This is a genomic window from Evansella sp. AB-rgal1, assembly GCF_041820985.1.
Taxonomy (GTDB): Bacteria; Bacillota; Bacilli; order Bacillales; family Salisediminibacteriaceae; genus Evansella.
This window is the reverse complement of the sequence record NZ_JBGUAU010000011.1, coordinates 124,326-148,948: the sequence shown is the minus strand read 5'-3', so window position 1 is coordinate 148,948 and position 24,623 is coordinate 124,326. Positions and strand designations below refer to the sequence as shown.

At 35.1% G+C, this 24,623-nt stretch carries 17 protein-coding genes; all 17 read right to left on the bottom strand.

Annotation, left to right across the window (positions count from 1 at the left end; genetic code table 11):
* Nucleotides 1-232: 232 nt before the first annotated feature.
* Entirely contained in the window at nt 233-1,450 is a 1,218-nt protein-coding gene (locus ACERII_RS11365) for a CapA family protein (RefSeq protein WP_373642438.1), read from the bottom strand.
* A gap of 208 nt (nt 1,451-1,658) precedes the next feature.
* Nucleotides 1,659-2,951, bottom strand: coding sequence for a class II aldolase/adducin family protein (locus ACERII_RS11360; RefSeq protein ID WP_373642437.1), 1,293 nt, complete (start codon nt 2,949-2,951; stop codon nt 1,659-1,661).
* Between the two features lie 64 nt (nt 2,952-3,015).
* Nucleotides 3,016-5,136, bottom strand: coding sequence for a methyl-accepting chemotaxis protein (locus ACERII_RS11355; protein WP_373642436.1), 2,121 nt, complete (start codon nt 5,134-5,136; stop codon nt 3,016-3,018).
* Between the two features lie 40 nt (nt 5,137-5,176).
* On the bottom strand, nt 5,177-5,941 hold the full coding sequence (locus tag ACERII_RS11350) for a DeoR/GlpR family DNA-binding transcription regulator (protein WP_373642435.1): 765 nt from the start codon (nt 5,939-5,941) through the stop codon (nt 5,177-5,179).
* A gap of 315 nt (nt 5,942-6,256) precedes the next feature.
* Nucleotides 6,257-8,326, bottom strand: a complete 2,070-nt coding sequence (locus ACERII_RS11345; protein WP_373642434.1) for a bifunctional aldolase/short-chain dehydrogenase — start codon at nt 8,324-8,326, stop codon at nt 6,257-6,259.
* Nucleotides 8,327-8,792: 466 nt separating this feature from the next.
* Nucleotides 8,793-9,026 carry a hypothetical protein gene (locus tag ACERII_RS11340; protein WP_373642432.1) on the bottom strand — a complete coding sequence of 78 codons (234 nt, stop codon included), beginning with the start codon at nt 9,024-9,026 and terminating at the stop codon, nt 8,793-8,795.
* Nucleotides 9,027-9,113: 87 nt separating this feature from the next.
* Nucleotides 9,114-10,010, bottom strand: a complete 897-nt coding sequence (locus tag ACERII_RS11335) for an AEC family transporter (RefSeq protein WP_373642430.1) — start codon at nt 10,008-10,010, stop codon at nt 9,114-9,116.
* A gap of 241 nt (nt 10,011-10,251) precedes the next feature.
* Entirely contained in the window at nt 10,252-10,947 is a 696-nt protein-coding gene (locus ACERII_RS11330) for a DUF1961 family protein (RefSeq protein ID WP_373642428.1), read from the bottom strand.
* Between the two features lie 319 nt (nt 10,948-11,266).
* The gene (locus ACERII_RS11325) at nt 11,267-13,726 is read right to left on the bottom strand and encodes a glycosylhydrolase-like jelly roll fold domain-containing protein (protein WP_373642483.1); all 2,460 of its coding nucleotides are present in this window, start codon (nt 13,724-13,726) and stop codon (nt 11,267-11,269) included.
* Between the two features lie 37 nt (nt 13,727-13,763).
* Nucleotides 13,764-15,950, bottom strand: a complete 2,187-nt coding sequence (locus ACERII_RS11320; RefSeq protein ID WP_373642426.1) for a glycoside hydrolase family 88/105 protein — start codon at nt 15,948-15,950, stop codon at nt 13,764-13,766.
* A 100-nt stretch (nt 15,951-16,050) separates the two neighbouring features.
* On the bottom strand, nt 16,051-16,755 hold the full coding sequence (locus ACERII_RS11315) for a rhamnogalacturonan acetylesterase (protein ID WP_373642482.1): 705 nt from the start codon (nt 16,753-16,755) through the stop codon (nt 16,051-16,053).
* A gap of 641 nt (nt 16,756-17,396) precedes the next feature.
* Nucleotides 17,397-18,272: a carbohydrate ABC transporter permease gene (locus ACERII_RS11310; RefSeq protein WP_373642425.1), complete on the bottom strand. Its 876-nt coding sequence runs from the start codon at nt 18,270-18,272 to the stop codon at nt 17,397-17,399.
* Nucleotides 18,273-18,281: 9 nt separating this feature from the next.
* Entirely contained in the window at nt 18,282-19,241 is a 960-nt protein-coding gene (locus ACERII_RS11305) for an ABC transporter permease (RefSeq protein WP_373642423.1), read from the bottom strand.
* 75 nt (nt 19,242-19,316) lie between these two features.
* On the bottom strand, nt 19,317-20,888 hold the full coding sequence (locus ACERII_RS11300; RefSeq protein ID WP_373642422.1) for an extracellular solute-binding protein: 1,572 nt from the start codon (nt 20,886-20,888) through the stop codon (nt 19,317-19,319).
* 111 nt (nt 20,889-20,999) lie between these two features.
* Nucleotides 21,000-21,152: a hypothetical protein gene (locus tag ACERII_RS11295; protein WP_373642421.1), complete on the bottom strand. Its 153-nt coding sequence runs from the start codon at nt 21,150-21,152 to the stop codon at nt 21,000-21,002.
* A gap of 13 nt (nt 21,153-21,165) precedes the next feature.
* On the bottom strand, nt 21,166-23,721 hold the full coding sequence (locus ACERII_RS11290; RefSeq protein WP_373642420.1) for an exo-rhamnogalacturonan lyase family protein: 2,556 nt from the start codon (nt 23,719-23,721) through the stop codon (nt 21,166-21,168).
* A gap of 237 nt (nt 23,722-23,958) precedes the next feature.
* On the bottom strand, nt 23,959-24,606 hold the full coding sequence (locus ACERII_RS11285; RefSeq protein ID WP_373642419.1) for a YesL family protein: 648 nt from the start codon (nt 24,604-24,606) through the stop codon (nt 23,959-23,961).
* Nucleotides 24,607-24,623 lie beyond the last annotated feature (17 nt).

Sequence of the window (24,623 nt, the reverse complement as noted above, 5' to 3'; positions counted from 1 at the left end):
CCCCCCTATCATTATTCAAAATTAACTTATAGAAACTGTTCCCAAGAAAAATAATTTTGTAAACTCCATCAGTAATGGACTCTTTTTCAAAAGAAAAGGGAATAAAATTGTTGTCTAGCTCCAGGGAGTCATGAGCTATTTAATTTTTATATTATATTTATGAGTAGGCTCCTATATAACGAAGGAGTATGAAAAGGAAAAAAATCTTCTTTTCATACTCCAATAGAGTAGTTTAAAAATCAAACTTTAGCTCTGGCATCCATTGGGATACATGTTCTTTTGCTTTCTCATAATGATGATTTGCATTTATTAAAATATCGTCAGCTATATCTCCTAATATGTGTAGTTTATAATTTCTCCAATTCCGTTTATATGTATAAACTGGAACAAATCTCGGATCTTGTAGTTCTATTGTTACTTTATCTCCTTGTACTGTTTTTTTCACTTCTAATTGAACCATTCCTCCAATTTCTCTCTCTACACCTTCTTGGCCAGAGATAAAATTTCCTAAAGAGTAAGCTACAAATGTTCTTCGCCCATCCTCTTGCTCAATCCAATCCATCGGCTGTAATACATGAGGATGATGTCCAAAAATGATATCTGCTCCAGAAGCAGAAAATCCCTCCGCTAGACTTATCTGTTCTTCATTTGGCATGGGTTCATATTCATTACCAAAATGAAGGCTAAGAACTACCACATCGGAAACTTCTTTGGCTGCGATAATCTCTTCATTAATTACATCCCGATCGATTAAATTTACTAAGTGCTCTTTTCCCTCCGGTATTGGAATTCCGTTCGTTCCATACGTATATGCTAAAAAGGAAAACGTGATACCGTTCGCATCTATAGTACGTATTTCTAATCGATCCTCCTCTGAACGATAGCCACCTGTATAGATCATTCCTATAGATTCATAATATTCAATTGCATTTAACACTCCTTGTTCTCTTGCATCAAGGGTATGATTATTTGCGATACTAACTACATCAATCCCAATGTATTGTAACGCATCTCCTACTTCTGTAGGACTATTAAACATAGGATAGTCAGATAATCCTAACTCTACTCCCCCTAACATTGTTTCTTGGTTTGCAAAGGCAAGGTCAGCCTGACTTAAGTACGGCTTTGCGTTTTCTAACATTGGCTTGAAATTATATTTTCCATCCACATATGCATCTTTATATAACGAACTATGAATTAAAACATCACCAACTCCTGCAATTGTAGCTGTTGTTATTTCTACTTTCTCTTCTTCAATTAAAGGTTCTTCTTTTTCATCGATTATCTCATTGCTTCCTTCGGTATTATTTTTTAGTTCCTCTTCGTCCTCACTGGGCTGTTCTAACGAATCATCATCTGCAACTTGTTGTTCTTCATGACTCATATAATAATAAACGCCTGTAATTACAATGAGGAATACAATAAAAGACAACGCTATGGACTTTTTCATACAATCGCCCCCAATACATTCACTTGTTACGACACTATTCTATACTATTTTACAATTTTGCAGGTTACATTCACATTATAAAAAGGATTTAAAGTATAAGCAATAGTACCTATTTTTTCTATTTGATTCTGAAACCATCATTTAGTTTACGTATACTAAAAAAGAGCAATGATATTTTTAATATCACCGCTCTTTATTGGTATTAGACTTACTGTTTTTTCGGTAAGTTGAAAGCTTCTTCCAGATCATTAATTTCTTTTACTCCGATTTGGACTATATCTCCAATTAACTTAGATGCAATGACAGCTTTTGCACTATACTCTAATACTTCTAGTCTATCGAAGGTTTCTAATAGGCTATTCCCTGTTACAACAACACAATCGTTTTTTACAAGCGTAATTGGAGTAGCTTCATCTAACGCCTTCGCAACCTCCTCTGGCTGAGAAGTAGCTGTTCCATAAGGAAGCTTTTCTATATCTCGTAATAAAATATAGCTTTCTGGTATGATTTTTGAATCGAATACTTCGTCTGTAACACCAAATGCCATCATATTAGTTGGATGAGCAATGATGATAGAATTAATGTGAGAATGCTTCGTATATATTTCTTTATGCAGTGTTACAGCACGACTTGGAGTTTTACCACTCTCTTTATATTTACCTTCTTTAATTCGGACCAAGTCTCCTGCTTCAATGTATTTTCTATCTTTACCGAAAGGCGTAATAATAAAAGAACCATCATTCAATCTATGAGAAAATGTTCCTTCTGTACTTGTAATTAATCGTTGACTATAGGCACGATTGATTAGTTCGCACATTTCTCTTCTTGATTCTCTTTCCTCACTTGTATAGAAATCTGGTGCAAAATCTTCTAACGATAGCATAGGAGGAATATCCAGATGTTCTTTCGTTAATGATACTGGATTTCCTAGGCGCTTTGCCTGTATTTCCAATCTTGCACAGTATTCTAACGTTTCAAATGCCATAAATGCTTTAAATAAATTATCTGCCCCTACAACTACACCATGGTTTTCTAGCATGACTGCATTAAGCCCCTGTTTAAAAACGGAAGCGATTTTTTCGCCAAGTAGCGTGCTTCCAGGTAATGCATACTCCGCCATTCCAACTTCTCCACAAATTTGGTGAAAATGTGGCATAAGCTGTGTATTTGGAGATTTTCTCGCAATACTAAATGCAACTAAAGCAGGAGGATGAGCATGTACAACAGCCTTTAAATCTGGTCTTGCCTCATAGATTAATTTATGGAAAGGAAATTCGCTAGAAGGCTTATGATTACCAACTATTGTACCATCTTGTTCTACTTTTACGATATCTTTCCTCGTTAGTGAACCTTTATCCACACCACCAGGAGTAATCCAGATATCACCATTTTCATCTAAAATTGAAAGATTACCTCCGGATGTAGTGGTCATCCCATATCCATATATTCGTTCCATAAGCATAATTAATTGATCTGCTGGATGTTGAAGTTCAAATTGCATCATTACCCCTCCTATAATTAGTAAAGTTGCTCAACATTTTTCCCGATAAATGGTAATTTACATTTTATACTTTAAAAAATTTAATCTTCTTCATTAATTCCTGTGAAATTTCTTCTAACTCTTCAGCGGAACTGGATGCTTCATCAATAGAAACTAATTGCTCTAAAGCATCTTTTTGAACTTCTTGTGCCATTACAGTACTTTTTTGAGCATGATCACTCATCGTATATACTGTTGCAGAAACTTCTTCTGAACTAGCTGAGATTTGTTGTATGATCCCTGTTACATCCTGTATTTGATCTGACACTTGTTCAATAGATGTCACAAGTTGTTGGAATTTACCGCCAGCAACTTCAACAGCTTTACTGCCTTCTTCCACCTCTGCTCTACCCTTATTAATTCTAGAGACAGATGTTTTTGTTGATTCTTGAATTTCTTTAATTACTTTATCAATTTCAAGGGTAGCTTCTTTTGATTGGTGCGCAAGTTTTCGTACTTCATCTGCGACAACCGAGAAACCTAGTCCATGTTCACCAGCTCTAGCAGCTTCGATTGCCGCATTTAACGCTAACAAATTTGTTTGATCAGACAGCTTTGTTATCATTTCCGTAATTTTCACAATATCATCTGCACGTTTATCTAATTGCCCCATTATTTCTGCAGATTCATTAACTGTATGATACACCTGTCCAATCTTATTAATAGCAGTATCAATGTAATCTTGACCTTGTTTCGCTTCTTCTATCATCACAATAGAGTTATTGCTCACATCTGTAGAGACTTCAGCAATCTTTTGAATGTCTGCGTTTATTGAATCAATAGCAGTAACGCTCTCTTCTGTACTTGCTGCTGTTTCTTGTGATAATTGAGCTACTTCATTCATCACCTCATTTGTTTGAGAAGATAATTTTTTATTTAAGGTAGCGTTTTCAAATAACTTTTTAGATGAAATCGATACTGCATTAGCAGTACTCGTGGCACTAGTAATTATATTCCTAATACCTATAACCATATTTTCCAATGAATAAACTAAATCCCCAATTTCATCTTTTCTTTTTTTCTTAGTATTAAATTGAGAACTATCTAAATTTCCATTTTCCACTTCTTTCATTTTTCGTGTTACATCTCTTAAAGCATTGGTTATATCTCTTGCTACAAACATAGCGACAATAGTGGATATGATAATCGTTAATATTCCAATGAGAACGGTAACATTTCGAATTTCAGCAGTTTCTGTAGTCAACTCACTTATTGGTACACTTGAATATAGTATCCAATCAGTATTAAGTATTTCCTTAGATGTAATTAATTCATTTTCTGATGAAACGAAGCTAATTGTTTCTAAACCTATTTCATTATTTGACAGGATATTCTCTGCAAAATCACTTGATATATTATCAATACTTCCCATATCACTGTGAGAGATTAAAGAGCCGCCAGTATTTACCACAGATAAAAAACCAGTATCCCCCAAACTTATTTCACTTAAAGTGTTATGAAACATAGCTGGATTAATTTCAATTAATAGAACAGCTGTCCTACTATTAGAATTAAATACATTTATCGGTCTACCAAAAATTAAAGATTGTCTTGAAACATCCTCATTTTGGATAACAGACCAAGATACCTTTCTTTCCTCTTTTATATAATTAATAAATTGAGTAAATGATTCGGTGTCTTGAGAAAACTTATTCTGACTGCTATGAAAGCTATCTTCTTGCGTAATGATGGAGACACCAACTAAATTGCTATTCGTATTAATTTGGTAATTTAAATAATCTTGTATTTGTCTTCTTGCGGCAAAGTCATCATAACTGTCTCCACCAGATCCATATTCTCGTAAAGCAGAAGATAGTTCTGGATTCGTAATAATAGAAAAGCTCACATTTAGTAGTTCATCTACTTGCAATTCGAAATTTCTCGCTACTTGAGTTAAGAGCTCTTGCGTTACGTCTCCAACTTTATCACTAATAATAGTTGAAGATGTTCGATAGGAAAAGACACCTATTACCAGTACAGGAATAACAGAAAAAAGTAAAAATAATATAAATAATTTGCGACCAATTTTTGTTCCTTGAAATGATGATAAGATATTTTTTAAATTTACTTTTCTCTTCGTATCACTTTGTTTTTTTCTAATGTTTCCTTTTACTTTTTCAATAAAGTATAATATTTTCTTTTTCAATTTTAATACCTCTCTGTTGTAGGGATTTTTTGTACACCTATTAGCTATTTGCTAAAAAAACACTAACACCTATTTCTTTTAACTCATTGATAACTGTTTGGTCAATACCTTTATTTGTAATTACATTATCAATACATTCAAATGAGCTAATTTTCTTTAAAGCTTGTACACCAAATTTACTTGCATCAGCCATTAAATACACTTTGTCAGAAAGGTTGATTACTTTTTGTTTTATTTTTGCTTGTAATTCGATTGAATCACTAATACCTCTTTTCAAATGAACGCCTTTACAAGAAATGAATGCTTTATCTACGAAATAGGCATCTAGAGACATCTCCGCTAAAGGACCAATAAATGATAGAGAACGTTGACTAAGGGTTCCTCCAATAGAAATCACCTCAATTTTATCCTTCTCTACAAGCTCCAACGCTACCTTTAACGAATTTGTTAATACTGTTAACGGAATATTAGGAATGATGGATGCTGTGTACCATGCTGTTGTACTAGCATCTAAAAAAATACGATCGTTTGGTGATATATGATTAATTGTCTCTAAAGCTATTTTCTTCTTTTCTTCCACATTCATTATTTCACGAGTTGAATAAGAAAGTTCCGGTTGTTTTTCACCTGTTGACACTGCTCCTCCGTGACTACGAATAAGCTTTTCTTCCCCTTCAAGTTTCGCTAGATCTCTTCGAATTGTTTCTTCCGTAACTGAAAAAATTTGGCTTAGCTCTGAAACCCGAATGCTCCCCCTTTCATTCACAATTTCAACAATTTTTTTATATCGTTCTTCAGCTAACATGATCAAAACCTTCCTTCTTTTTTATCATACATTTTATTGATTTTATTTGAATCCGACTTTCTACTATACTTTTGCAAACATATAAATTTTCACATAATTTTCATAATTAATATTTCGTTTCTTATATATAGCATGTTTTTAGTTTCTACAATCGCTGTAGATCGCTCCCTCTGCCATTGGATTGGCATGCTTGCTTACCCACAACTATATAATTTTTCAAAAAACATCCATGTATATAAGAAAAGGAAGGGTGTCTCATATTTTTACTTTTGAGACACCCTCTCATTATTTAATAGATACTATATTTTTTATTTATTATCTTGTAAACGCTGCTGGAACTCCACCATCAACAGTGATCATACAACCTGTTGTTTTATCCGATTTAGAAGATGCAAGGAATGCAATTGATTCTGCAATATCCTTTGGTAAGATATTTACTAGTAGTGTCGTTCTCTTACGATAGTGTTCCTCTAATTGGTCTGGCTCAATTCCATAAGCTGCAGCTCTTTCTTCTCTCCAGCTTGAACCCCATATTGCTGACCCTTGTAATACTGCATCTGGTAGAACTGTGTTTACACGGATTCCGTATTGTCCACCTTCTGCTGCAATACATCTAGCTAAATGAGCCTCCAATGCTTTTACCGAGCTATATGCAGAAGCGTTTTTCCCTGCATATACAGAGTTTTTCGAACCTACAAATACCATACTTCCTCCAGTACCTTGTTCCTTCATTTGCTTAAACGCTTCTCTAGCAACTAAGAAGTAACCAGTACCTAGTACGTTCATATTTAAGTTCCACTCTTTTAATGTTGTCTCTTCAAGTGGACTTGATGTTGCAAGACCTGCATTATTTACAATTGTATCCACACCACCATAAGTTAGAGCCGCTTGTTTGAATGCAGCAATAATATCATCTTCACTAGTTACGTCCATTTTTACTGCAATCGCACGACCTTCACCAAATTCTTCATTTAGTTCTTGTGCCACTTTTTGTGCACCTTCAAGGTTCAAGTCTGTAACAACTACGTGTGCACCGTCAGATACGAATGTACGGCAAGTTTCACTACCAATTCCACCTGCACCACCAGTTACTAGAGCTACCTTTCGTGAAAACTCCGCTTCAGCTGGTGCTAAAGATAATTTATAAAGCTCTAATGGCCAGTATTCAATTTCATATGACTCATTTTCATTAAGAGATACAAAATCTCCTAGAGCAGTAGAACCTTTCATTACTTGAACTGCACGATTGTAAAGAGCGCCACTTACATTTGCCATCGTTAAGTTTTTACCAGTGTTCACCATACCAAGTCCAGGAATTAAAATAACTCGTGGCGCTGGTTCAAACATTACATCGCCTTCATTTTTGTTTCTTTCGAAATACGCTTTATATTCTTCTTTATAAACTTCTACACCATCTTTAATACTTTGAATTAGAGATTTAACATCTTTTGTAGAAGGATCCCACTCAATGTATAATGGAACTCTTTTCGTATGAACTAAGTGGTCAGGACAAGCTGCACCAACTTGAGATAATTCCTTTGCGTCTTTACTGTTTACAAACTGTAAAACTTCATCGTTATCATCATATGTTAAAATCATTGATTTTTCTGCAAAAACTTGTCCACGAATAACTGGCATAACTTCAGCTAACACTTCTTTACGCTCTTCTTCTGACAATGATGTATATTTTTGACCACCAAATGTGGAATCGCCTTTTGCTTTTGAATTTATAAACTCTTCTGCTTCATTAATAACAGAGATTGTTTTATTATAGCTTTCTTCTGCAGTATCACCCCATACTACAAGACCATGCTTCTCCATTAAAACTAAATCTGCATTAGGGTTATTTTTAACACCTTCTGCAATCATTTTTGATAATGTAAACCCTGGACGTATGTATGGTACCCATACAAAACGGTTTCCGAAGATTTCTTCCGCAAGCTGTTTTCCATTATCCGCACAGCACAAGCTAATAATTGCGTCTGGATGTGTATGGTCAACATGTTTAAATGGTAAGAAAGCGTGCAATAGTGTTTCGATTGATGCTCGTGGATGTTTACTATCAATCATACAATGTGATAAATAGGCAACCATCTCTTCATCAGGCATTTCGTCTCTTTCTATCAAAGGACGAATATCTTCCATGTTTAAACCTGTGAAGTTTTTTGCACCCATTGTAGCAAGGTCAGATCCACTTCCCTTTACCCACATTACTTCTATGTCTCTCCCACGGAAGTCTTTTTCGATTGTTTTCATTGACGTATTACCGCCACCCCAGTTACAAACAGCACGATCAGATCCGATTAAGTTTGAACGATAAACAAGTTCACTAAGACCTGATTCTAGCTTTCCTGCTTCAGATGCATTCCATAAGTTTTTTACCATGGTATTTCCCCCAGTTAAATTTTGTTTTGTTTTTGATTAGTTCCGTATGTATAGGGTAACATATTTTTGTTTGTGTTTGAATACATTTTTGTTTATTTTTTATTTTTTTTGAAATCGCTTTTATAAAACATATTATTGGCTATATATATTTAGTAAATCGTTGATAAAGTCTACCCTGAAAATACATGGGTTCATGGTAGTCAAACTAATCTAGTATTACAAATTTTGTTGGTTAATATTCCATTCGCTCCAGTCCACTCCTTTCCTGTGGGGAGTTGCCGAGCCTCCTCACGACTCCGTCGCTGCGGTGTCTCGCCCCTACTCTGCTTCCCACTGGAGTTCGTGGACCTGCGCTCATTGCATATACAGTTATTGTTACTAATATATCTAATAAAGTATTTGATCCACCATGATGCAAATTTTCACTTGCATGGAGGTCTACTGAAAATACATGGGTTCATGGTAGTCAAACTAATCTAGTATTACAAATTTTGTTGGTTAATATTCCATTCGCTCCAGTCCACTCCTTTCCTGTGGGGAGTTGCCGAGCCCCCTCCGCGACTACGTCGCTGCGGTGTCTTGCCTCTGCTCTGCTTCCCACTGGAGTTCGTGGACATGTGCTCATTGCATATACAGTTATTGTTACTAATATATCTAATAAAGTATTTTGATCCATCATGGTGCAAATTTTTACTTGCATGGAGGTCTACTGAAAATACGTATTATCGAGAGCAATGTAAAAACGGTACCTTACTTTAAAGTAAGATACCGTCTTTTATATTTTTATTTATCCTAAGATTGCAAGCAATAATGTAATGGTAATGATACTGAGTAATGTTGATATTAGTGTAATGCTAGAAACTAATCTTGGCTTCGAATTAAATTCTATAGCATACATGACAATCGTCGCTGCGGATGGAGTTGCCGCTAATACGATAACTACTTTTGTTAATAATGGATCTAAAGGTAGAAGTAAAGTTATGCCCCATGCAATAATTGGTGAGATAATAAGACGGACAAACACACCGTATGATACTTTTCCCCATTCAAAATTTCCCCACTTTATCTTTGCTAATTGCATCCCTAAAATAATCATGACAGTTGGAATTGTAGCTTCTGCAATAATATCAATTGTCATAAACAGATTACCAGGTAAAGAAAGGTCAAAGACTCGAATAAAAACTGCCACTAATAAAGCGTAGGTTGCTGGCATTTTAAATACCATTTTCAAGGATGTACGTATACCTGCTCGGCCCTTTGCTGCATAGTAAACACCAAAGAAGTTCATGATCATTGCCTGTAAAACCATAAAGATAATTGCGTAAACAAAGCCCGCTTCTCCATAAGCAAACAAGATAATAGGTGCTCCATAATTACCAGAATTCATAAAAGCCGTTGATAAAATTAATCCACTCTCTAAGTCTGTAGGGTATTTCCTTATTTTACTATATATTTTATTGATAATAATAAGTGCAAATAAAAGCATACAACAGAAAATAATCATGTATAAATATTGAACATTAATTTCTGCAGTATAAAAAGTACGAAAAACAAGAGTTGGTGTCATGATATATATCGCTGCTGTTGATATCGGCTTAATATCGATCTTTTTCCACAGTTGTACTAGGTACCCTGTAAAGAACACCAGCAGAACTGGTAATACTACGTTTAAAAAAATTGCCATTTCGACACCACCAAAGATTTATTCATAAGGAAAAGCGCAAGGCGCCCTCTTATCACGGAAACTTTCTAGGAAAAATCAAAAGGACTACTCATCGAGAAAGTCCTTCCGTGTGTAGTATTCTACTATAATACTACTTTGTTACTTATTAATCTACTTTCCCTTTATAGTGAATACACACTCCTGAAACTTTTCCTTACACTTTCATCCTTTGTGAAGGGAAACATTTTTAAAGTACAAAAAATTAATCTACTAACGTAACTTGTGAAATCTTTAAGTTAGCATACGCTGCTTTCATTGGTGCCATTTGTCTGAACCCTATTTTTCCGCCACTATAAATAGGACCATATGTTTCACCATCATCTTCCCATTCTAAAACAGGGAGCTCATTAATTGAAAATTGAACAATTCCTTCATATTTGATTAGCTTCAAAAAATAAGGTGGTCTTGCATCTTCTACTGGAGGTAAAGGGTCGGCACCATGTGCAACTAAGTGAAAACCTTTACTTTTCCTTAAATTACACGTTCTAAATGCTCTCTCATCTTCCCATTTATGACGAAAATATGATAAATGTAACGTATCAATAGATCCAGAATGGTATTGAGGATATTTCCCTTCCCGCTTTGGAAGAGATGAATCAAATAAATCTAGATCATTCTCTCCCTTTGCAGCAAAAAATATCATACATAATCCTGGTTCTTCAATGGGATAGAACTCCCATTCTATCATAATCTTATCAGGAAAATCTTTAGGGGCCCAATATACCCAATGGGCGTTATCACCATGTATTTCTGGATCTAACTCGTTTTGTAAATGTAGTTTGTCTTCTTTAAATGAAATTTTTGCTTTTCCTTCCAAGATCCAATCTTTTACATGTTTATCGTTTGATAGAGGGTTATTATATAATAGTTTTTCTACCTCAAATTTTCTATATCTCATGATTTTCTCCTTTCATTTCCGTTTATAGAGTTTACCCTGAAAATAGGTAATATCAATTGGTGGTTAACTTATCTAGTATTCCTAATATTGTTGGTTTCTATTCCATTCGCTACTGCCCACTCCCTTTCCTGTGGGGAGCTGCGGTGGCTAACCGTTGCTCTGCTTCTCACAGGAGTTCGCGGACCTACGTTAATTCCATATATAGGGAAGATTATCAAGATGACCCATATCGTGTTTTCATTCTGCCTCTTCGTGCATATTCTTCCCTGTATGTATCTTCACTCGGGTAGAGTATTAATAAAATTACATTTCAGAAACCTTACTTAAGGTTAAGGGAAACTGGTCCTAATAATCCCGACTTTAGTGATACTTCATCCATTTCATTTGCTTTGTTATTGATTACTTTCATATGAAGAGTATTCTCTCCTATTTTAAGTAAATTTTCTTGTAGTTGAAACTCATACGGGGCCCACATTTTTACTCCAATATTTACTCCGTTTATGGTAACATCTGCAATTTCATAAACATCGCCTAGGTCTAATATTGGGGTGTATTGTAATTCCTCTTTGTTTAGAGTAAACGAAGTCTCATACGTGACAGAACCTGAAAAATGTTCCATGCCTTTCCACTCTGTCCATGATTGCAAACTTTTTTTCCCAATCGGTGCATGAGAGATTTTCCAATCTTCATTTATTTCCATTCTTTTAACATCAGACAATAGAGTCTCATTTCCTAGAAGTTCTGGATTTTCGTTCATCTCTATACTATAAATAATTGATTCTCTTCGATTCAACTTCATTGGAACTGCAATACTATCACCAAATTTTTGCACTCCAACTTCGTTAATAGTGCCCTTCCATGCATCCCATTTCTCTACCATGCCTACTTCTGAAATAGAGAGATTTCCTTCATAATTCTCTTCCCCTTCATTCACCACTACATAAAAAGTTTTATCTGATTTCACTACTTTACTTATCCTTATATCTTTATTACTTGGGGAAAGAACAACCTGGCGTTCTCGTTGCCGATCTAGAACAGAGATGATTTCAGATTCAGCGGAAATTAACAAAGATCCTTTTATCTTATTTACCCCAGTATTTTCCAAAGTTATTACAAGGCCGCCTTCATCAATAAATCGCTCTAATGCCGTAATAACCTCCGTTTCCAAATGCTTTGTATCTTCAACAAGGATTGTTGTATATTGTTGTTCTGATATCACTAGTTTCCCTTGATTCGTTTTCGTTTCCGTTAAAAACAATGATTCTTCCAGATAATTAAACTCTATTTGATTTTCAAATAATGGCTTTACAATTTTCCAAGGCAAATGATCCTCTTCACACAATACAGCGATCTCTGTCGTATTTACACTATCTGTCATGATCCAGCTCATCCGTTTAATATACTGTGCAAACTGTTTATAGTATGGCCACCAGCTATTGTTTCTGCCTACATCAGGTGGTCTTTCATGGCTTCTACTTTTTCCTTCTATAGAATAATAGAATGCATGAGGCGATATTAGGTTTACCCCTCGAATCAATAACCAATCGAAATACCATTTCATGTCGCCAGCACTTAAATTCCAACTATTATCAATTCCACAAACTCCTAAAACTTCATTTAAGTTTCTTCTTCTACCTCTATGTCTTGCTGCATCCGAAGAACATTTTCCTGCAGTAGAATGATGCCCTTCAATCCCTAAGTTTTTCTCAGGAGCAACCCATCTCCATACAACATCCTGTCCTGGTATCTGAAAATACTCTAGCAATCCGATATCATCACTTGCTGCAGGATGTCCGGTTAGGGAAATTCCATGAGTACTACACCAATCGCTTATTGGTTTATAGTAAGCTTCTGTTAGCCTTTGATTTATTGTTTTGCGGTACAATTTCCTTACTTCTTCTCCATGAGCACCTGCATCAAACCATAATGCTGGTAAATTCACTTCTTCATTGCCTGCACTAGTATAATAAGCTAGAAAGTCTCTAGTCCAAGGCTTTAAGTTTGGTAATGAATTTCTTCCCAGCATATCAGGCTCATCCGTAAACATCGCAATAACAGTAGAACCAAAGAAATCCTTTAGAACAGAGTAATATTTATCATGAGTTAATCGGATATAAGTGTTTACCGCCTCCGGATTCAACAAATCAGAGGAAGCAGGTGCATTTTCCTCTCCATCATCTTCTCCATAGTGAATTCCACGAATCGTTCCTTTTGAGTACGTTTCAACAAACAATAAAATGGACCAATTTGAACTGTTTGGTGGAGTAAATGCTACCTTGCCATTGTTTTCTTGCAGTAAAACGGTATTACTCGGTTTAATCGAAGTATCTGTTATTTTTTCCACTGCTTGAATGGATACAATTTCCTCATCGTCTAAAAGTTCAATTTTGACTTGATTTTCACCTACTTTACAAGGGTGTTCTACCATTTTCAATCCACGGCTTGCAAACTTTGGATTCTCTCTTACTACTTGACCATTAGCCGATCCAGAGGGGTACATTCCCTCGTCATATAAAATCACCGTCATACCTAGCTTCTTCGCTTCACTAACTGCCACATGCACAAGCTCCATGAATATATCTGATAAATACTCTATCTCTTTCGGGATCCCCAGTCGAGGGTGAAGTACAAAGCCCATAACACCTTTATCATAAAAATCGTGTATTTGCTTTACTATTTCTTTCTCTGTTAAGTGTCCATTCCAAAACCAAAAAGGAATGGGTGTAAATTCTTCTGATGGGTTTATAAATTCCCCTTTTAACTTCTCCAACTCATTCACCAACCTTTTGTCTCTTTAGCAAAGTAGGAAGCATAACTTAGCTTCCTACTTTGTTTTCCGTATGTTTTACTTTTAACCATTTTTTAAATTTCGCCGTTTCTATTCCTGCTAGTAATACAATTCCTGTTCCATGTGTATCATTCAATATCCATGTTAGATCGTTTTTATAGTAATCTCCTGTGAAAGAATATCCAGAACCTTGACAAACTCCGTAAACATTACCGAGTTTATCTATCGCTATCTTAGCCATCCCTTCCCATCCACGAAGAACTGATTGAATATATCTTTCCTTATCTTCTAACCATCCAAAACGCAGACCACGGGAATAAGCATAAATAAACATGGATGTACAAGATGTCTCTTCATAAGATTCTGAATCTGTTAATACTTGGTGCCACATACCATTTTTTCCTTGAAGTTGTAAGAAGCCTTCTGATAGTTCACGGAAAAATGTTAATAGTTCAGGCCGTCTTTCATGATTTTCCGGGAGTACCTCGAGTAACTCTGATAATGAGAAGATTACCCACCCATTCCCACGCCCCCATGGCACATTTGTGGCTGTATTAAATTTAAAATCATATACATGAGACATGATTTTTAGCTCAGGAATATACATAAGCTCTTTATATCGAAGAAATTGATTTACAGCATCATCTAAATACGAAATATCACCTGTGTTTCTATAATAACGACATAAAAACGGGGTGCTCATATAAAGATCATCACACCAAATCGTATCCTTCATAAAACCCACACTACCAAATCTTCGATAAAGTGTTCCATCTTCCAATCTATCTTGTATATTTGTAATGTGATTAGCAATATCATCTGCAATGATAGAATGGTCTTTTATTGTCTCTGTTTCGGCAGAAAGTAACATAGTAGCACCAAAGGAACCACAATCATCTAAACTATCAATAGCGGAAAGTTGATTATTTACACCTGCAGCACCATACTGTTCCTTATCCCATAGTGAGTACTGATATAAGGAAGTACTAGTTTCAATATGATTCTTTGTATAATTTACAATATCTTCTCTATTTAACTCTTTACCTGTTTGAATTAATCCATAAAGTGTAACCCCTAATGGATAATCCCATTTACCAAATAAATTATTTTCTAGATATGGTCGTAATGCTGTATTTGGTTGTTCGAGGCGATAATATGTTTTCCCCTCTATACCATCTTTCAATGCTTCTATTTCTTTAACCTTTGAAAAATCAATTTTATCATCAATATGAAATGGACCTACATATAACCAAGGACTATCGCTTCCTTTTATTGGATGAGGAACCTCCAATGTAACTGTTTCATCATTTGAATCTAGTTGGAATCCCCACTCGGATCCTTCACAAACGGATTTCACCATAATATCGTATTTGCCATATGATAACTCCAGCTTTACTTCAACATTTCCACTTAAATCTGTAGAAAACACTTCTTGGTCATCAATGAATACAGCCATTCCTCCATTAGCAATTCCCTTTAAGACTACTTCTTTATGTGAAACGTTAGTAACATTCAACTTCGCCCACGCTAGTGCATATGATTTTTCATAATAACCATAGATTTTTGATATTTGTGTGGCGGGAGTATTATCTGTCCATTTCGTTTCTGGTAGCCAGTTTGTCGTATCCCCTTGCTCCAATGTTTCCATAGGAATTTTTTCCAAAGGATGATCAAGAGGCTCCGTAAAAATCCATCCTTCTTGACCATCTCGTTCTATGGTTGGTGATAAGAAGTGCATGGGATGTCTTTTGAATGAACCTGTGCCAAATTCCCCACCTATACCAGAGGTTGTTTTTACAAAACGTAAGACAAAATGATTCCATCCTTTTTTTAGCGTTAAGCGAAAGCCTACTTTTTTACTAGGGTCTAATTCTTCTACTATTGTAGATTTATATGCTAAATCACCATTCACATATAGGTGAACTGGCCCGTAGCAGTTCACTGCAAACATACATTGCGCTTCCTTATCTTGCCACATTTTCCCCCAGGCATAGACATATTGCCCATCCTTACATTCTGGGAACTTTTCACCAAAATTGAAATGATATCGATAATCTTTTAATCTAGTTAATCCGTCTTTATTAAATACACGATAGACAACCGGATGCGGTGGGTTACATCCAATATAACGATTTGAAATAATAGACAAAACTTCTTCCACATTATCTTGTAATTTAGAATAAATACTATCATTTATATGAAAATAACTTTCCATCATATCACTCCACATCACAAAGAGGAGAAAAGCATAGTTAATTTAACTCTAAGTGCTCATTTTTTCTCCACTAGTAGTTTTCTTGTATAATCCATTCATTCTAAGCTTTGTTGTTCTCATTGAAGTCCTTTAAATATTCTGTCAACGGAAGCTGTAATTCCTTCAGGCCCTCCACAACTAGACTTGCAACTTGTTTAGCTCCATTATCATTAAAATGAGTATCATCACTTATGCCATCCGGGTAATTCTCACTTTCATTTGGCTTAAGCCAAACAAACAAGTCTTTTGATTTATCCTTTCCTAAAGATTCAAACAATTTTTTTGTTTTTTCACGTAAATCGATAATTGGAATCTCTAATAAAACGGCTAATTGTTCCATGGCTTTTGGATATTCTCCATGAGTATCTGCTAACTTATTCTCTTCTGAAAAATGTCGTCGCTCTACTGGTGTAAATAGAATTGGATTTGCTCCCTTATCCAGTGCTTTAAGGATATATTGGGATAAAGAAGATTGGTATGACGTATAAGGATCAGTACCTCTATCATCCGTTTTTTCGTCATTGTGACCGAATTGTATAAACAGGTAATCACCTTTATCTAGATTCGCTTCAATCTTATCTAATACTCCCTCTTCAATAAAACTTTTCGAACTTCTACCACATAATGCCTCATTTTGAATTTCAACTTTATCCAAAAAGTATGGTTTGAGCATTTGGCCCCATCCAGACATCGGGAATTGGTTTTTCTGATATGTAGCCACGGTGGAGTCACCTGCTAAAAAGATAGTTGTTTTCTTTTTTTTCATTTTCAATCTGGTTCTACCTCCATTCCGATTGTAATCGCTTTTATATTTTTTAATATAAAGAAAAAAACCATTTACAACAACCCTACTTTTTTGATGAGAGCTTTTTTGGCATATCTCAAAGTTCTCTATTTTTGCAAAATTAGCTTTATAAAAGTCTACGTTGAAAATAACTTATCAAGAGTACTTAAACTATCTAATATTAAGAATTATGTTGGATATTATTCCATTCGCTATGTTGTCTCGCGCCACTCTGCTTCCCACTGAAGTTCGTGACCTTGCAATCCATATAAAGTTGATGTTACTAAAGTAACTAAGGACGTATTTTCACCTGTATGATGTCAGTTATCTCTTGCATGGGAGTTTATCATAAAATTATGAATACAAATAGGAAGAGAGGATTAATAAAAATGAACTTTTTAATAACCCCCTCAGTAGATTTTATTTAATTTTTCATAGGAAACTTGATTAACATTATTTGCAATATGAGCTAAAATCCGTTCCCTTTCTGCGTATGAAGAAACAACGACTTTATTCATTTTTGACTATCCGCAGGAGAGTCTCAGATTTTAACTCATAACGGTAAAATTTCAATCAAGCCCATTTTGTAACTTCGCCGTATCTTACTATTTAACTTTCTTCTATTATCCTTTTACAGAACCGAGTAACATACCCTTAGCAAAATGTTTTTGTAAGAAAGGATATACACACATAATCGGAAGTGTCGCAACTACGATTACTGCTAGTTTTAGTGATTGATCTGGTTGTTCAACTAGTGCATCTACATCACCAAATCTAACATCTGCCATTGTCATTATATTTTGTAATAATAACATAACAGGATATTTCGCATTATCCGCTATATATAATAAAGCGTTAAAGTAGTCGCCCCAATACTGGACCGCATAGAAAAGAGTAAAGGTTGCAATAATTGGCTTAGATAATGGCAGTGCGATACTCCAGAAAATTTTGATATCTGATGCCCCATCAATTTTTGCAGATTCTTCCAATTCATGCGGTAAATTACGAAAGAAGGAAATAACAATAATTAACCACATAGGGTTCATAGCAATAGGTAATATAAGTGCCCAAAGAGAATTCAATAAGCCTAAATCTCTTACAAGTAAATAAGTAGGAATCATACCACCTGAGAATATAATTGTAAAAATAACAAGATATAAAACTATGTTTTTTCCTAATAGTCTAGATTTTGATAATGCATAACCCATCATTAATGTTAAAGATAAACTCACAATTGTACCGAGAATTGTTACCCAAACGGATACACCAATACTCCTAATAAAGGTTGGCGTTGAAAAGATATATTCATAGGCACCAGTAGAGAATGTCTCTGGAAAAATAAAGAACGCTCTTCTTGCTAATTCAGATTCGGTAGCGAAAGATCCAGCTATAACATACATAAATGGTACAACCATAGCAAGAGCAATGACAGCTAAAATAATATGATTGAACACATCAAATACTCGCCCCATTGGGGTGTTATGTGATTTCATGATCATGTCCTCCCATTAAAATAATGTTTCTTGATTTAACTTCTTCGCAATATATCTAGAAGTTAGAATTAATACGATACCAACGACACCTTTGAATAAACCAACAGCAGTACTATGACTAAATGCACCTTGTGTAATACCAGAGAAGTAGATATATACATCAAATACATCTGCTACAGATCTATTAAGAGAGTTTGTCATTAAATAGATTTGTTGAAACCCTTGGTCAAGGAAGTTACCCATATTTAGGATTAGTAAAATAACAATAACATGTCTGATTGCTGGCAATGTTACGTGCCACATTCTGCGGAATCTTCCCGCTCCATCAACAATTGCTGCTTCATATTGTTCTTTACTAACATTGGAAAGTGCTGCTAAGAAAATAATTGTACCAAATCCAGCGTTCTTCCAAATTTGCTGTCCAACGATCATCGTACGGAACCATTCAGGATCTCCCAAAAAGAAGATAGTGCTTCCTGTAATGTTCTCTACAATAACATTTACGATCCCACCACTAGTTGTAAAAAATACATAAGTTAAACTTGCTACGATAACCCAAGACAAAAAATTTGGCATATATACTAACGTTTGAATCGTTCTCTTATAAGGGCTAAATCTAATTTCATTTAACATTAATGCTAAAATAATTGGTGCTGGGAAAACAAAAATCAATTCATAGGCTGCTAGAATCAATGTATTTTCTAGTATTCGATAAAAATCGGGATTTTGGAATAATCGCTCAAAGTGAGTGAATCCAACCCAATCACTAGCCCAAAAACCTAAAAATGGAGAATAGTTCTTAAATGCAATCAAAGCTCCCCACATTGGTACATATCTAAAAATAATAAACCAAGCTAAGCCTGGTAACAATAAGAAATAAAGCCACTTATCTCTTAATATCATTTGCCATTTGGATATTTTTCTAACTTCATCTTGATGTAATGGACCACTTTGGCTTGTTTCAACGTTTGGCATATTTGTTTTCTCCTTTCTTTATTGAAAAGCAGGGGGGTTTTCACCCCCTGCTTCTTTGGCTATTACTACATCATATTATTGTGCAGCTTGAGCAATTTCATAAGCTTCATTTATTTCAGCAATATACTCTTCTCCACCAGAGCGTAACCATAATGCAATTGCTTCATCTAGTCCATCCTCATCAATTTGACCAACGATAAACATGATTCTTGCATCATCAATGATGTTATCTAATTGCTGTCCTCTTTCAGTATAAGTAGGTGAAATTAATGGCTCAGCCGGATTTCCAACAACGATTTCCATATTAGCTTCCATTACTTCAGCTTGTCTTTGTTGAAGTAAAGTTTGTGGAGCCTTTATGAATCTCTCCTCAGGAATTGCCATTTGGAATTGGTTTAAGTCACGAACTTCACGATCAAATAAGTTTCCACCATCTGCTTGTGCAATGATATCAAGTACTCCATCGTTTACTACATGGTGAACTCCCTCTACACCGTTATAAGAAAGATTTTGTGGAATTTCATCATTTAGATCATTTAAGAATTTTAGTACTCTTCTTAACTCATCTTCTGTTTTTACTGCTGTTTTAGAAATAGCTAATACTCCATGATAACCAGCTGTTGGAAGGTTACGTAAACCATGTGGTCCTTCTACCGCTCCAAACACATCTAAAACAATGTCATCTTCTGTATAATTTTCTGTAATTCTATTTTGTAAACGGTTTGCTTGGTCGGCTACGTCTACTACAACACCAGCTGTTCCACTTACAATTGGATCAAACCATTGTCCAGAATCCATTACTGCAAAATCTTCGTTAACTAAACCTTCATCATAAAGTTTCTTGAAGAAGCGAAGTGCTTCACGGTATTCCTCAAACATGAAATCTGGTGCTAATTTACCATCCTCGTCATGTCCCCACTTGTTAGGAGCTCCCAACCAAACTTGCATTGTGTTCCAAGGACCTTCCCACTCAGATACTACTATTCCGTAAGTATCATCTTGACCCGATTGGTTAGGATCATCATATGTGAAAGCTCTTAACACTTCGTAAAACTCGTCAACAGTTGTAGGGATTTCTAACCCTAAATTGTCTAACCACTCTTTATTAATCGTTGCTGCGTTTCTTCCTAATGGACGAGAACGATATACTCCATAAATACGTCCATCAATAGATGTATTATTTAATACAATTTCATTTGCTTGACTAAGATTCTCATAGTCATCTAAATAATCAGTAATATCCCAGAACGCCCCATCTCGTGCAGCGTTAATAAAACTTGGAGATTTAGAAGCTACCATAATATGAGGTAAATCCCCAGATGCTAATGTTACGTTAAAACGATCATCGTAATTTGAGTTAGCAACTAATTGAAGATCGATATCCATATTTGTATAATCCTCAATTGCTTTTAATGCAGGACTATCTGAATCTAAACCTTCAGGTGAAAAAGAAGGAGCCATAATCGTAACTGACATTCTTTCATCACTTGCTGTGTTACCATCTGAATCTGAATCTGAATTACTACTTGAATCATTTGTGTTGTTACTGTTACTGTTTCCATTTGTGTCATTACTACATCCGATAAGTGCAAAAATAAGAACTAAACCGAAAAACGGAACTAAAAAACGTAAAGATGTTTTTTTCACTTTTCTTATCCCCCTGAATTTAATTTTTTTGAACCTAAGTACTGAGCCATTGTACAAAATGTTAATCAAGATGAAATACTCTTGATCCTCCTTTCACTTAAATGTCTCAGTTTATGTACCGGCTCGTGGTTCTATTTCAATATAAAACGCTTCCATTTTTCCAACAATATTCATTTTTTGTTCATAGGCTAAAATACTTATATATATATACGTAAAACACTGAACTGTAAGCCTTTTCACTAGTACATTTTTGTTTTTTAACACATTTTTGCACTTCTTATTCTTGGTCTTTTAAGTGCTCTCCTATTAAATCCAATGCAACAATTGTATTTAAACACCACTGTGAAACTATATTAGTAGTTATTGTTGGAATTTCATCTAACGTTCTCCAGTTAATAATTTTTTGCTCTACAAACGGATAAGGAATATGAACATTTTCTTCATCTAATAAAATAGACCATACTTTTTCAGCTAGTTCTTCATCATTATTTCTTGAGGCTGCATAAGCAACCATACCAGTAGCAAACATTGGCCAACTAAATAATTGGTCCGTAATCTTTCCAAATGTTCTCTCTTTTTTTTCTTCATCATTTAATAAATAAAATTCACCGAACTCAGCTAACATATCTTTCCACTCTTCATCATCAATAAGTTCCGCTAACTCCATCCATACCTGAGGAGCACCAAAGGATATTATCATGTGATACCCACCAACACTGCCGTCTCCCATATGATGTAACTTAGAAGTTGCAGGATCATAGCCGTACGTTGGTCCAGAGAGTAGTCTGTATGGTGTACTTTTTAAATTGTCTATCCCTACTTCAATTTTCTTTTTGTAAGTAAGATTTTGCGTTCGCTCCCATTCACATAACCAATTTGATACAAAAGCAGACCAATCTGGGCCCACTCTAGTATGTGTTGGATATTCATCTGGAGGATAAAACTCTCTCATTGGGTCTAAGTTTTTGGTAGTCCAATCAGCATCGCGAACTTCTTCTAATATATCTCTAATTCTTTCATCTGCAGTTAGGAAATAATAGTATTTATGGAGACCTGCCATACTAATCCTTGCTTCTTTACAGCCACAGCCCCAATGACTAACATTGTGTCTCGAACCAAGACCAGCATATTCACCTAAATGATAGCAATCAACTTCACTTGTATGTCTAGTCATTGCTTCTGCCATTTGAAAAATATCGTGTCTACCGGAACGTAAGAAGGCATACCATAGCCAGATATTAGGAACCAATTCAGTATTTTGCCATGCAAATCCTCCCATATCATACCGCCATTGATGTCGAACTGGATCATACGTATGCATAACATCACCGTAGTTCCAATACCCGTACCATCGACGTTGTTCTATTTCTCGTTGGTAGAATGAAATTGCATGATCAAGTTGCTGCTCTAGCTTAGCTTTTTCTGAATTATTTCTATCTGGTAAACTCCATACTCCGAGAGATTTCGTTTCATAATAATACTCTGGTTCACAGATTAACAATGGAGGTGAAGTAACAGCATTATTAAAATCTAGAAGTTCGTTATGAGTAGGTACACTAGAAAAGACTTTCACATACATTTCTGTTGTATTGGCAATTCCCACAGGAGTTGCTCGAATTTCATCGAAGCCTTCGTAAGCACTGAGTACATGTGTATTTGTATCATAGTGTCGCAGATCCATCGTTTCCCCATCTGGTGACCAAAACCAGGCTGTCATGGTTGTTTCATCTTTTCCTAATCCAGAAATCTCTAAAGATGACGGATGCTTTTGCCAAAAATCCTTTACACCGATGGAAAGACCTCCAGTCTTATCACCAACATACATGAGGCCTTTAGCTCTGTTTCCATGTGTTGCATCAACCCATGAACAATCTTTCTGTGTTCTTTTGGAAATTTTGTAATGATCAGATGAATCATGAATGATTTTGAAGTCATGCCATGTAGCACCATCTTGAACGTGCTCGATCAGTTGTGCATGCTTCTCATTATCTAACTGGACTGCTTCACCGGCAATTTGCTTTTCAAATAAGCCACTCCCATCAGCAAATCTTCTTGTGGTTAGTAATTGTGCTGATTCTGAAAATATTCCTTCATCACCAGAAAAACGAACATTTCGGTTCCACATCTCTCCTGCTAGTGATTGAGAAAATGACATACCTAATCCTTTAATAAAATCTTTTTTGGGATCCCCATCATAAATAAAGGTATGAACTAGCTTGATTGTGTCTAGACCAGAATAGAAATACATTCTTAAAACAAAAGGAAAGCATTCTCTACTATTCTTCTTTTCTAATAGTACACCTTCCAATTTTACAACAGAACGGATTGGACCTTCTTGTTCAATTTCTACTGTCTTTATCTTACTGTTTAATTCGCTATGTAAATAGGTAGTTGAACCTTCCATCTCACTTTTAGTCTCTAAAACACCTACAAGTTTTCCTCTTGCAGTAGCTTTTCTTGAACTACATGATATTTCTTCAATTAAATACATTCCTTGTTTATTTATTTTACATGTCAATCCACCTGTATTTATTAAGATGCAATTCTCCTTTTCCTCGATGATAATCTTACCTTTCACATATTTCACATCATCATCACTATAAATATGAAAAGAACTATCCGTATTATTTTGAAAAACAGAAGCGTGCCCGGTCCACTTAATACTTCCATCAGGCCAAAATGCCATCGGCCATGTCTGTAAACACTGCTCTTTAGCTCCAGTATCTGAAAGATGAATAGATTGTTCACTCCATAAATGTCCTTTTTTCCAAGGTACTCCCCACGTTACTCCCCATGGTTGTGTTGGTTTTTCATTAAGCCAATTTAGAATCATGGAACTCATCCTTTCCTGAAAGATATATTTACTATATACACCTTACAGTTATAACAATTTTCTATCAATAATACATTCTTGCTCTTCTATTATATTTAGTCAAAGTTGAATAACATTTACTGCTTCCTCTATCATTTTTTATGTAAAAAAGCATGCTAAAATTCTGGTTAACAGTGACCAGAAGCTAGCATGCTTTGTCCTATTTAGACATTTTTGTAAATGTAAGAAATTTTATAACTATACTTCCTGACTCGTTAACTCTTCTTGCTTTTGTTCTGTCATTTTAAATGTATAATAAGTAGTCCACATAATCACTAGTGCAAATAAACTAACCCCAAATAATATGATAAACACTGGGAAAGTAAAAAACAATTGAGAGACTACAACACAAGCAATTATCGTGAACAAGGTACGAATGGGTTTGAATATTGCCATAAGCAAAGAATTTTTTATATGACGATATAAACTAGTTTCATAATGGACAATTAATGGAAAGATGTAAATGAGCATAATCCCTGAAATAATCATAATAGCAATCATTAAGTAACGAACAGCAACAAATAGCCACGCTGTTTCTACTTGGAAAAATTGAATATTAACATACAACATATATGCAACAAAAAGGATGATCAACCCCAATCCGTTCGTTCTAAAAAATTCCTGACGATAAGTTCCCCAAAACGTCTTAATTACTGACGGGTCTTTCCCCATGATTTTTTCTCTCAGAACAGAAAAAACTGCGGTTGTACTTGGTGCCCAACCAAAGATAACTCCTCCTAGAATTGTAAAACAAATCCATAATAGATTCAGATAAACTAATAATATGAAGTATTCACCAAATTTATAAAAACCACCCATAAAACCATCTAACGAACCATGATTCATAATCTAAACCTCCCTCT